The 11595-nt window shown below is 38.0% G+C and carries 11 protein-coding genes; all 11 read left to right on the top strand.

What is annotated here, in order from left to right; all coding sequences use genetic code 11:
• The first annotated feature begins 23 nt into the window (after nucleotides 1-23).
• Nucleotides 24-902 carry a glucose-1-phosphate thymidylyltransferase RfbA gene (rfbA, locus tag ABIE11_RS06085; protein WP_429184277.1) on the top strand — a complete coding sequence of 293 codons (879 nt, stop codon included), beginning with the start codon at nucleotides 24-26 and terminating at the stop codon, nucleotides 900-902.
• A gap of 3 nt (nucleotides 903-905) precedes the next feature.
• Complete coding sequence (gene rfbC, locus ABIE11_RS06080; protein WP_429184134.1) at nucleotides 906-1451, top strand: dTDP-4-dehydrorhamnose 3,5-epimerase; 546 nt, start codon at nucleotides 906-908, stop codon at nucleotides 1449-1451.
• A 17-nt stretch (nucleotides 1452-1468) separates the two neighbouring features.
• Nucleotides 1469-2707 carry a flippase gene (locus ABIE11_RS06075; RefSeq protein ID WP_123427448.1) on the top strand — a complete coding sequence of 413 codons (1239 nt, stop codon included), beginning with the start codon at nucleotides 1469-1471 and terminating at the stop codon, nucleotides 2705-2707.
• The gene (locus ABIE11_RS06070; protein ID WP_429184133.1) at nucleotides 2704-3618 is read left to right on the top strand and encodes a glycosyltransferase; all 915 of its coding nucleotides are present in this window, start codon (nucleotides 2704-2706) and stop codon (nucleotides 3616-3618) included. The genes ABIE11_RS06075 and ABIE11_RS06070 overlap by 4 nt, the downstream gene beginning before the upstream one ends.
• Nucleotides 3619-3688: 70 nt before the next feature.
• Nucleotides 3689-4960: a hypothetical protein gene (locus tag ABIE11_RS06065; RefSeq protein WP_429184132.1), complete on the top strand. Its 1272-nt coding sequence runs from the start codon at nucleotides 3689-3691 to the stop codon at nucleotides 4958-4960.
• Nucleotides 4950-5507: an acyltransferase gene (locus ABIE11_RS06060; RefSeq protein WP_123427451.1), complete on the top strand. Its 558-nt coding sequence runs from the start codon at nucleotides 4950-4952 to the stop codon at nucleotides 5505-5507. The genes ABIE11_RS06065 and ABIE11_RS06060 overlap by 11 nt, the downstream gene beginning before the upstream one ends.
• Nucleotides 5508-5527: 20 nt before the next feature.
• Complete coding sequence (locus ABIE11_RS06055) at nucleotides 5528-6457, top strand: glycosyltransferase (RefSeq protein ID WP_248858955.1); 930 nt, start codon at nucleotides 5528-5530, stop codon at nucleotides 6455-6457.
• A gap of 29 nt (nucleotides 6458-6486) precedes the next feature.
• Nucleotides 6487-7590: a glycosyltransferase family 4 protein gene (locus ABIE11_RS06050; RefSeq protein ID WP_429184131.1), complete on the top strand. Its 1104-nt coding sequence runs from the start codon at nucleotides 6487-6489 to the stop codon at nucleotides 7588-7590.
• Nucleotides 7591-7636: 46 nt separating this feature from the next.
• Nucleotides 7637-8692 (top strand): glycosyltransferase family 4 protein, encoded by a 1056-nt coding sequence (locus tag ABIE11_RS06045; RefSeq protein ID WP_429184130.1) that lies wholly within the window; start codon nucleotides 7637-7639, stop codon nucleotides 8690-8692.
• Between the two features lies 1 nt (nucleotide 8693).
• Nucleotides 8694-10112, top strand: a complete 1419-nt coding sequence (locus ABIE11_RS06040; protein ID WP_429184129.1) for a mannose-1-phosphate guanylyltransferase/mannose-6-phosphate isomerase — start codon at nucleotides 8694-8696, stop codon at nucleotides 10110-10112.
• Between the two features lie 2 nt (nucleotides 10113-10114).
• Nucleotides 10115-11485, top strand: coding sequence for a colanic acid biosynthesis phosphomannomutase CpsG (cpsG, locus tag ABIE11_RS06035; protein ID WP_429184128.1), 1371 nt, complete (start codon nucleotides 10115-10117; stop codon nucleotides 11483-11485).
• The last annotated feature ends 110 nt before the right edge of the window (nucleotides 11486-11595 follow it).

Raw genomic sequence — 11595 nt, 5'->3', positions numbered from 1 at the left:
TTTTGCGTTTATAGAGAAAAATGATGACTACGCGTAAAGGTATTATTCTGGCTGGTGGTTCTGGCACTCGTCTTTATCCTGTGACAATGGCGGTAAGTAAACAATTGCTGCCTATCTATGATAAACCGATGATTTATTATCCATTGTCGACACTGATGTTGGCTGGAATTAAAGATATTCTGATCATCAGTACACCGCAGGATACGCCGCGCTTTGAGCAACTGCTCGGCGATGGCAGCCAGTGGGGGCTGAACCTGCAATATAAAGTGCAGCCTAGTCCTGATGGTCTGGCGCAGGCCTTTATTATTGGAGAAGAGTTCATTGGTGACGATAGCTGCGCGCTGGTGCTGGGCGACAATATTTTCTATGGCCACGATCTGCCTAAACAGCTCGAAGCAGCCCTGAATAAAGATGATGGTGCGACGGTATTTGCCTATCACGTTAACGACCCTGAACGCTATGGCGTTGTGGAGTTTGATAAAAACGGTAAGGCTATCAGCCTGGAAGAAAAGCCGCTGGAGCCTAAGAGTAACTATGCCGTAACGGGTCTCTATTTCTACGATAACGATGTTGTAGAAATGGCTAAAAACCTGAAACCTTCTGCGCGCGGTGAGTTGGAAATCACGGATATCAACCGTATGTATCTGGAGCAGGGGCGTCTTTCAGTTGCCATGATGGGACGCGGTTATGCCTGGCTTGATACCGGTACACATCAGAGCCTGATAGAAGCGAGCAATTTCATTGCCACCATAGAAGAGCGTCAGGGACTGAAAGTTTCCTGCCCGGAAGAAATTGCGTATCGTAAAGGTTTTATCGACGCTGATCAGGTTAAGAAACTGGCAGAGCCGTTGAAGAAAAATGCATACGGTCAGTACCTGCTGAAAATGATTAAAGGCTATTAAGCAATGAATGTGATTAAGACTGATATTCCAGATGTTTTGATTTTTGAACCGAAAGTATTTGGTGATGATCGTGGTTTTTTCTTTGAAAGCTTCAGCCAGAAAGTGTTTGAAGAGGCGGTAGGTCGCAAGGTGGAATTCGTTCAAGACAATCATTCCAAATCCAGTAAAGGAGTATTGCGCGGACTGCACTATCAACTGGAGCCACATGCGCAGGGTAAACTTGTGCGTTGCGTTGCTGGGGAAGTTTTTGATGTGGCTGTTGATATTCGCAAAAGCTCACCGACTTTTGGAAAGTGGGTGGGAGTGTATCTTTCCGCTGAGAATAAAAGACAGTTATGGATTCCTGAGGGGTTTGCTCATGGGTTTGTTACGATAAGTGAAGAAGCCGAATTTGTCTATAAAACCACGAATTATTATTCACCTCAGCATGAAAGAGGTATTATTTGGAATGATTCTTCAGTGAATATAAACTGGCCAATTGAAACCTCTCAATTAATTTTATCTGAAAAAGATAAGGTTGCTAGACAAATCCAATCCGTAGAATTTTAGCTTTTACGAGAAATTATATGGAAAGGTCGATTCTAAAAAATATTTTTTCAATGTTCAGCATCCAGGGTGTTAATTATTTAATACCTTTGATTACGGTTCCTTATCTTGTTCGTACGCTGGGACTTGATGGATTTGGAACTTATAGTATCATATTGGCTGTTATACAGTATCTTGTTATCCTGACAGACTATGGATTCAATCTTTCAGCAAGCAGGCAGATAGCATTGAATGTTGAGAATAAAGATAAAGTTTCACAAATATTTTGCGCGATAATTTGTTGTAAAATCATCATTGCAATAATATCATTCTCAATGTTGCTTATTTTTGTTCTTAATAATGTTAATTATAAGGATAACGTTTGGCTATTCATTAATGGAATGGGTATTGTTATTGGTACTTCTTTCTTTCCAGTATGGTTATTCCAGGGATATGAAAGAATGCACTGGATTGCTATCAGTAATTTAATAGCCAAACTTCTCGGGTTGGCACTAATATTTATTTTGGTTCACAAAAAATCTGATATTAATTTGGCGATAATGGTTCAGAGTTATACAGGTTTAATTGCAGCTACTTTTGCATTTTCGAAAGCAAGATTTGGCGGGTTTATATACTTTGTTTTTCCAACACTAATTGAAATGAAGAAACAGTTAAAGCTTGGATGGAGCATATTTTTATCTACTTTTTTCGTCAGCATGTACACGACCAGTATTCCGCTTATCCTCGGGTTTAATGCGGGGGCTGAAGCAGTAGGGATTTACAATGCAGCAGATAAATTGAAACAAGCATTGCAAGGTTTAATTGGGCCTGTTTCTCAGGCTATATATCCAAGATCGAATCGTTTGATTGCTGAATCATTATCGAAGGGTGTTATATTTGTTAGGCGAGTATCAGTATTTCTTTGTGCCTTCATGATCTTAGGTAGCACAGTTAGTTACTTTTTAGCTGATCATATTATTAACCTTGCATTCGGTCCTGATCATTTAGAATCTGCAGCAGTTTTAAAAGTACTTGTTTGGATTCCCTCAATAGTCGCGATAGCAAATATGCTGGGTGTTCAAATTATGCTGCCATTGGGTCTAAGTAAAGTTTTTGGACTTACTTATGTTCTTATAGGTAGTTTGGGGTTACCACTAATGTTCATTGCATCATACTATGGTTCATATTTGGGAGTTTCGTATGCTGCGTTAGTGATCGAAATAATTATTACATTGATATTCTGTTATGTTGTTATCAAACAAGTTAAAGGGAAAGTATGATTTATTTATCAATATGCATACCGACAAAAAATAGACTGGATTATATTAAAACTACAATTAATTCTATAATAGATGATGATGTTGATAATTCGCTGTTTCAAATCATAATTTCCGATAATTCCGATAATGACCATACTGAAAAATATGCAAAAGAGTTACAAGCAAACGGATATAATATAAAGTATTATAGAAATCCTGTGAGCGGTTTCTATAATTCTATTCAAGCACTAAGACTCGGTGATGGGGAATTGTTAAAATTACATAACGATTACTCAGCATTTAAACGTGGAAAATTTAAGTCTTTGCTTGAATATGCTGTTAAACATGTTGAAATAAAGCCAATTCTTTTTTTTACAAACGGTGAGTTAAAATTTTCAAAAAAAACGATATGTTGTGACAGCCTTGATGATTTTGTTAGTCATGCCAGTTATTTGATAACATGGAGTTCATCATTTGCAATCTGGAGAGAGCAATTACAAAAACTTCGGTCAGAACCGCAAGATGTTGATGAAATGTTCCCGCACACAAGTGTTCTTCTTCAGACTAATAACAAGAAATATTGCATTGTCGATGAAATAATGTTTGAGAACATCAATGTTAATAAGAAAGGCGGATACAACATATTTTATAATTTTTGCATTTTATTTCTTAACATTCTTTATGAGAAAGTTAAAGAAAATACAATTACAAAAAAAACTTTTCAAAAAGTCAAAAGAGATATGTATTATCGTTTTGTGATTATTTGGTATTATCGAACTATTATTGATAAAAAAAGAAATTATACATTTGATAATACTAATGCCAATCAAAATATTAAAAAAGCGTATGGATTAGTAGGGTTGCTAGGCGTGAAGTGTATCTCGAATGCAAAGTTTATCATTTCAAATTTCAGGAATGTTTTATCAAAATAGCAAATCCTTTCAGAGTTGAGCTAACATAATGCGATCCAGGATAAATATCTCGAGTATTATTGGGTTATGGTTGATTTTATTTACTATATTCGGTGGTGCATATAAAACTCCATTTGGAACTTTAAGTACTTCACATATATCTTTCGCATGGGGGGCTTGCTTACTTATTATTTATATGTCACAGCATCAATTATCAAGGTTTGGACATCTAATTCAAATAACAAAAAAATACTATATATATTTGTCTTTGATGATTGCGTTATTTTTTCTCTCTTTGATGCAATATACGTTTGCTAATATAGGTGATGCGCTCTTTATCGATCTACAATTTAAAAGGGTAATTCAAGCTGCGATATCTTTTATTTTTTTTGCGATAACAGTTGACTATATAGCAAGTCGGTTGTCAGCAGAAAAATTATTTTTTGGAGTAATGATATTTCTTACAGGAGTATTGCTACTTAGCTTATTTCAAATGATGAATGATTCATTTCGAATGTGGTATTTGGATCTTACAGCAACAGATGGCTATTGGTATGAATGGGCTCAAAAAAGTAACAGAGCTATTGGGCTAAAAGCAATGTCTATTTGGGATACATCTGTTTCATATGCATTATTAATATTTTTAGCATTTGCAGTGTTTTTTCAGGGAAGAACAACACGATCAAAATCATGGCTGTATTTATTCATTGGCTTGCTCTTTTTACTTGTAGTAATTAGTGGACGTACTGGCCTATTCTTTTTAATAGCCTTTTTTATTCTTTTGTCAATTTTTAATAAACAATATGGCTTGCTCGTTAACTTTGCAATCTTAGCCATAACTGGAATTATCATGGTGCTGACTTTCACTGATAGTGAGTTGATAGTGCGAGTTATCAGTTTTGCATTCGAATTAATTGTCAATGTGTTTCAGGGTCGAGTTGAAACTAATTCAACTGATGATCTTATTAATAACCACCTCTTCATTCCTCACATAAGTAACATATTATTTGGTGATAACTTCTTTATAGGTGATGGAGATGAAGTCACGTCCCAAATTGGGCGCTCTTCGGATTCTGCGTTTGTAATTAACTATGTAGCCTATGGATTGCTAGGAGTATGCATAACCAGTATTTTGGCTGTGATTACAGGTCGTATTTTTTTCGATTATTTCAGTCTTGATAAAAAGAACTATTTTTATTACTTTGTATTGTTGATTTGTCTTTTACTGTCTTTTGGACTGTATTTGAAAATTTTAATCTATGTGAGTGCTACCATCTTGAAAGCTATGATTTTTATGACAATTTGTTTGAAACATATTGAATTAAAAAAACGGAAAGAATTCAGGAACGTATATGCGAAATGAAAAATTAGCTATCTTGCTTTTGCGAGGTATTCCCTCGGTATATCGACGCATAAGAAGCAAAATTTATAGCTTTATATTTAATACAAAAAATTTAAACATTGGGCGAAATGTAACTCTCTCTGGAACTAATAATTTTGTTATTGGAAACAGAGTGCTTATTGGAAACCAGTCATGGATTGATGCTATAGGTGATGGAAAAATAATTATTGGTGACGAAGTTTCACTAAGCCAGAATGTACATGTCGCTGCAAAATTATCTGTAAAAATAGGAAATGGATGTCTAATTGGAAGCGATGTTTTAATTACCGATCATAATCATGGATATGGTATTGAATATAAAAATATTGTGCCAAAAAAACGAGAGTTAGTAATAAAAGGGCATACAGAAATTGGCGATAATTGCTGGATTGGTGATAACGCAAAAATCCTTTCAGGTGTAACACTAGGTTGCAATGTTATCGTTGGGGCAAATTCCGTTGTGACTAAGAGTTTTCCTTCCAATTGTATTGTAGGTGGTATTCCTGCGCAGTTAATAAAATCGCTCTAAATACAAGAGGCTTTCCTTTCATGATTGTTGATGTGATCGTTGCAACATACAATGGCGAAAAATATATAAAAGAACAGGTGTGTTCCATCTTAAATCAGACTTATAGAGATATTCGAGTTTTAGTCCGTGATGACGGTTCCACGGACAATACAAAAAGTGTTATATTAGAACTCCAAAAAAAAGATAATCGTCTTCACTTAATAGAAGACGATTATTCATCCAACGGTGTTGGTGAAAATTTTAAAAGACTACTCGAACAATGTTCATCGGAGTATGTTTTCATCGCTGACCAAGATGATGTTTGGGAAGTTAATAAAATAGAAGAGTTAGTCTCTTATGCAAATAAAACCTTCCCTGCTAATATTCCATGTATTGCTTATGCCCCTGGTTTGGTTGTTGATCAAAATTTGTTATCTTCGGAAATTAAGTTCACAAACAATAGTATTAAAGTAAGAAATCTTGAAGACATGATACTGATGAATGGTGGTGTCCAGGGATGCGCTATGATAATCAATCGCAATTTATATGAAAAAGCACTTCGGAGTGATTTTTATTGGTATATGCATGATCAGGTATTAAGCCTTTATGCCATATGCTATGGGAAAATATTCTTCTATAATAAACCATTATTTAAGTACAGACAGCACCAAAACAATGTGCTTGGATTTAACGGTAACACCTTTATATCACGATTAAAAAAATATATTGTTTTTGATGGGAAATCTTTTTTAATTAATAAACATACCGATCAACTATTTGTTGATTTTTGGCATTCCGAAAATAAAACTATTTCTGCCAAGGACAAAAAAATATTTATTGATTATTTCTCAGTCAGAGAGAACAAATTAAAGTTTTTCTTATTTGTTGTAAAAAATCGCATTTGCATACGAAAAAAATTATCAACATCATTAGTGAAAATGTTGTTAATAAAAAATCTAATAGAAAAATAAAATTTATATTAAATGAGCAGACTATACTAATGAAAGTAATCTTTTCGGCAAATACGAGTTGGTACTTATACAATTTCAGGAAAAACACAATAAAGAGATTTATCGAACTTGGTCATGAAGTTCATATTATTGCGCCTGATGATGCTTACACAAATAAATTGATTGATTTAGGGGTGCGAAAACATCATCTCTTTTTGCATAGTAATTCTTTGAATCCTCTGCAGGATATGGTTACCATACTACATTTATTATATCTATATATCACTATAAAACCTGATGTTGTCTATAATTTTACACCGAAAATAAATATTTATGGGGCGTTCGTATCCTATCTCTTACCTTCGTTGAGGGTTGTTAATAATATTGCTGGTCTCGGTACTGCGTTTGTTGACGATGGTTTAAAAAAGAAAATCCTTCATTTTCTTTATAAATTTTCTCAGAAACGAGCTGATATAGTTTTCTTCCAGAATGAAGAAGATATGCTTCTTTTTACTAAAAGTAATTTAGTAAAAAAGGAAAAATCTCGCCGAATACTTGGGTCTGGTGTCAACCTTGAAGCATTCAATACAACTAGAATGACTAAAGAGAAAGACATTAAATTTATCTTGGTCGCCAGATTAATTGAGCAGAAAGGAGTCAAACTGTACGCCGAAGCGGCCCGAATCATCCGTGAAAAATATCCTACAGCAGAATTTGCTCTCCTGGGACCTATATTAGATTCTAACCCATCTGCTATACATCGAGATGAAATATCTAAATGGGTAGACGCAGGGCTATTAAATTACCTCGGGCACTCCGATAATGTTGCAAGTGTTCTTGCTGAATATGATTGCGTGGTTCTCCCTTCGTTCTATCGCGAAGGCGTTCCAAAGTCTCTTTTGGAAGCGGCTGCTTGTGGAAAAATTGTTATAACCACTAATAATATCGGATGTAAAGATGCTGTGATTGATGGGATAACTGGCTTTCTTTGCGAACCTAAATCCCTCGAAGCTTTGGTCAATGCTTTAGAAAAAGTTATTCAAATGAATCCTGAATCATTTATAAAAATGAAAAAATCAGCTCGCTGTTTAGCTATGAATAAGTTTGATGAAAATATTATTATTGATGAGTACCTCGCGACCATTAAAAATTAATATAGAAAAGATATTTTAATATTGTACTTTCTTCAAGAGGTTAGTTTTGAATATTATACTCTGCTCATTATATTACGAAACAAAAAGAGTAACAGGCGCTAATAAACGGTTTGACTATTTTGGGAAAACCCTTTTGGAACAAAAAGACATCTCTTTGACAGTGATTGTTAGGGCAGGTGAAAATCCTGATTGGACTTCTAATGTTATTACCTTGCCACGTTACGATAATATACCAGCATCAATTCGCAGAGTGTTGTATTGCTTTCATCTGACATATATTTTCTTAAAATCTAAAGGCGTAATTATTAACGATTTTATGCCTGTGCCTCTATGGTTTTCCAATAAAAATAAATATTTCCAACTTGTCCATGACATTCGTAATTTTACCGACTACAACCGTGCTGTTTTAAAGAAAATAGCAAGCTATATTCAGCGGGCTCAGTGGAAAAATGTACCTAATATTCTAACCGTTAGTCATTTTACTAAAAAACAATTGGTTGAATATTGTAATATCAATCCAAATAAAATTTCTGTTTCCTATAATGGTATTGAAGTTACGACACGGGAACACAAGCAGAGAGATATTGATTTTTTATACATCGCTACTTATGAAAAAAGAAAAAACCACATTAATCTGGTTCAAGCATTTTCAGAGTATATAAAGCATATTAATTCCAATGCATCTCTTTATCTTGTTGGGCGTGATTTAGGTTATAGGCAGAGTATTGAAAAGCTAGTTGTTGAGCTTGGACTAATGGACTCAGTGGTTTTCATTGAGACAATTACAGAAGAAGAACTCAAAGATATTTATGAACGAACTTATTGTTTTGTTAGCCCTTCTTTTTACGAAGGCTTTGGAATGCCAATAATCGAAGCAATGTATTTTGGATGTAATGTTGCTTGTAGTAACATCGAAGTCTTTAAAGAAATTGCAGAAGAACATGCATTTTATTTTGAACCAAATGATGTTAAAAGTATTTTGTATGGAATGCATTTAGCAAGGAGCAGTGAGAATAATAATGTTAATAATATTTCATATGTTGAATCTAAATTTACATGGGATTCAATAACTGCTGCATTTTTAGGTCTCGTAGGTAAATAAAATGATTCAACCGATAATTATCGCTGGAGGCTCAGGTTCCAGACTCTGGCCTCTTTCAAGAAATCAACATCCCAAACAATTCCTATCATTAATTAACGATAACAGTTTACTGCAAAATACAATTATTCGCCTTGATGATGTCCCGCATGCGCCACCTATTATCGTGTGTAATCAGGAACATCGTTTTTTAGTCGCGGAACAGTTACGAGAAAAATGCATTGAACCTGGAGGCATCATTTTAGAGCCTTCAGGAAAAAATACAGCTCCTGCTGTTGCATTATCAGCTTTTTACGCAATGAATAAGCTTTTACATTCAGATGAAGATCCGATATTACTTGTTCTGGCTGCCGATCATGTAATCAAGAGCGTTGATAGCTTTATATCAGCTATTAATATAGCGTTACCGTTGGCTGAAAAAGGGCAATTAGTTACTTTTGGAGTAATACCAACTCATCCTGAAATTGGCTACGGGTATATCCAAGCTGGAGATACGATCACCGATAATGCATTTGAAATTGCTGAGTTTAAAGAAAAGCCCACGCTCGAAAAGGCTCAAGAATACATTGCAGACAAGAGATATTTATGGAACAGCGGTATGTTTATGTTCCGTGCTTCCACATATCTTGAGGAATTAAAGAAATACAGGAACGATATTCACGATTTCTGTCATGAAGCAATGAGTTTTGGACGTACTGATTTAGATTTCATGCGAGTAGATCCTGAACTTTTTTCACAGTGTCCATCTGAATCTATCGATTATGCTGTAATGGAAAAAACGCACAAAGGGGTTGTGGTTTCTCTTGATGCTGGTTGGAGTGATGTTGGTTCCTGGTCTTCTCTCTGGGAAATCAATGATAAAGACTCTAATAATAATGTTCTTCATGGAGACGTTATAAGCCACAGTTCTGAAAACTGCTATATATTGGCTGAATCAGCGCTCGTCACCACCATAGGTGTTAAAGACATTATTGTAGTTCAGACTAAAGATGCAGTTCTTATTGCAGACCGTTTATCATGCCAGGGCGTTAAAGATGTAGTTGAAGAATTGAAAGCAACAGGTCGTCAGGAACATCATGTTCATCGCGAGGTTTACAGGCCCTGGGGCAAATGCGACTCAATCGATACAGGAACGAGATACCAAGTTAAACATATAACCGTTAAGCCTGGTGAAGGATTGTCGTTACAAATGCACTACCATCGTGCTGAACATTGGATTATTGTTTCTGGTACTGCGAAAGTGACGATAAACGATCAAATCAAGTTTGTTGGCGAAAATGAATCTATCTTTATTCCCCTTGGAGCCAAACATTGCCTGGAGAATCCTGGTAAAATCCCTCTCGATCTGATTGAAGTTAGATCAGGTGCGTATTTAGGCGAGGATGATATTGTACGTTTCGCTGATCGTTATGGACGAATCTGAATATGGAAAAATTAACCTGTTTCAAAGCCTACGATATTCGCGGCAAATTGGGTGAAGAGCTGAATGAAGATATCGCGTGGCGCATTGGCCGCGCGTATGGCGAATACCTGAAACCGAAAACCATTGTGCTCGGCGGCGATGTGCGTCTCACCAGTGAAGCGCTGAAACTGGCGCTGGCTAAAGGGCTGCAGGACGCCGGTGTGGATGTGCTTGATATCGGCCTGTCCGGCACCGAAGAGATCTATTTCGCCACTTTCCACCTGGGCGTGGACGGCGGCATCGAAGTCACGGCCAGCCATAATCCGATGGATTACAACGGCATGAAGCTGGTGCGCGAAGGCGCGCGCCCGATCAGCGGCGACACCGGGCTGCGCGACGTGCAGCGTCTGGCGGAAGCCAACGACTTCCCGCCGGTGAACGAGGCCGCGCGCGGCAGCTATCAGCAGATTGATCTGCGCAACGCGTATATCGACCATCTGCTGGGGTATATCAACGTGGCAAACCTCAAGCCGCTGAAGCTGGTGATTAACTCCGGCAACGGCGCGGCCGGTCCGGTGGTGGACGCCCTTGAAGCCCGCTTTAAGGCGCTGAACGTGCCGGTCACCTTTGTGAAAGTCCACAACACCCCGGATGGCAACTTCCCGAACGGGATCCCGAACCCGCTGCTGCCAGAGTGCCGCGACGATACCCGCAACGCGGTAATCGAGCACGGCGCGGATATGGGGATTGCCTTTGACGGCGATTTCGACCGCTGCTTCCTCTTCGATGAAAAAGGCCAGTTTATCGAGGGCTATTACATTGTCGGCCTGCTGGCTGAAGCCTTCCTTGAGAAAAACCCGGGGGCGAAAATCATTCACGACCCGCGTCTCTCCTGGAACACCGTCGATGTGGTCAGCGCTGCGGGCGGCACGCCGGTGATGTCGAAGACCGGTCACGCGTTCATTAAAGAGCGCATGCGCGAAGAAGACGCCATTTACGGCGGCGAGATGAGCGCCCATCACTACTTCCGTGATTTTGCCTACTGCGACAGCGGGATGATCCCGTGGCTGCTGGTGACCGAGCTGCTGTGCCTCAAGGGGCAGACCCTGGGCGAACTGGTGCGCGACCGCATGGCGGCGTTCCCGGCGAGCGGCGAAATCAACAGCAAACTTGCGGCACCGGCAGAGGCCATTGCCCGTGTGGAAGCGTATTTCGCCCCAAACGCGCAGGAGATTGATCATACAGACGGAATCAGCATGGCATTCCCTGAGTGGAGGTTCAATTTGCGTTCGTCCAATACCGAGCCGGTGGTACGCCTGAACGTCGAATCTCGTGCGGATGTAACGCTAATGCAAGAAAAAACAGAAGAGATTCTGGCATTGCTCAGAAAGTGACAGGTTGAGGTCAAAATAGACGCCTGGTGATCATTTCTGGATTGTGCATTCAGTGTGACATAGATCGACAAAAGCTATTTATTTTGGCCAGTACTGGGTTAACATCATAA

The organism is Lelliottia sp. 489 (genome assembly GCF_050435885.1).
Lineage (GTDB): Bacteria > Pseudomonadota > Gammaproteobacteria > Enterobacterales > Enterobacteriaceae > Enterobacter > Enterobacter nimipressuralis.
Note: the sequence above shows the minus strand (reverse complement) of the source record. Positions and strands in the feature narration are given on the sequence as shown.

Bases quoted from the DNA above. Each gene is read 5' to 3' on its own strand.
- rfbC (WP_429184134.1), top strand. From the start codon at position 906: ATGAATGTGATTAAGACTGATATTCCAGATGTTTTGATTTTTGAACCG.
- ABIE11_RS06060 (WP_123427451.1), top strand. From the start codon at position 4,950: ATGCGAAATGAAAAATTAGCTATCTTGCTTTTGCGAGGTATTCCCTCG.
- ABIE11_RS06070 (WP_429184133.1), top strand. From the start codon at position 2,704: ATGATTTATTTATCAATATGCATACCGACAAAAAATAGACTGGATTAT.
- ABIE11_RS06050 (WP_429184131.1), top strand. From the start codon at position 6,487: ATGAAAGTAATCTTTTCGGCAAATACGAGTTGGTACTTATACAATTTC.
- rfbA (WP_429184277.1), top strand. From the start codon at position 24: ATGACTACGCGTAAAGGTATTATTCTGGCTGGTGGTTCTGGCACTCGT.
- ABIE11_RS06055 (WP_248858955.1), top strand. From the start codon at position 5,528: ATGATTGTTGATGTGATCGTTGCAACATACAATGGCGAAAAATATATA.
- cpsG (WP_429184128.1), top strand. From the start codon at position 10,115: ATGGAAAAATTAACCTGTTTCAAAGCCTACGATATTCGCGGCAAATTG.
- ABIE11_RS06040 (WP_429184129.1), top strand. From the start codon at position 8,694: ATGATTCAACCGATAATTATCGCTGGAGGCTCAGGTTCCAGACTCTGG.
- ABIE11_RS06075 (WP_123427448.1), top strand. From the start codon at position 1,469: ATGGAAAGGTCGATTCTAAAAAATATTTTTTCAATGTTCAGCATCCAG.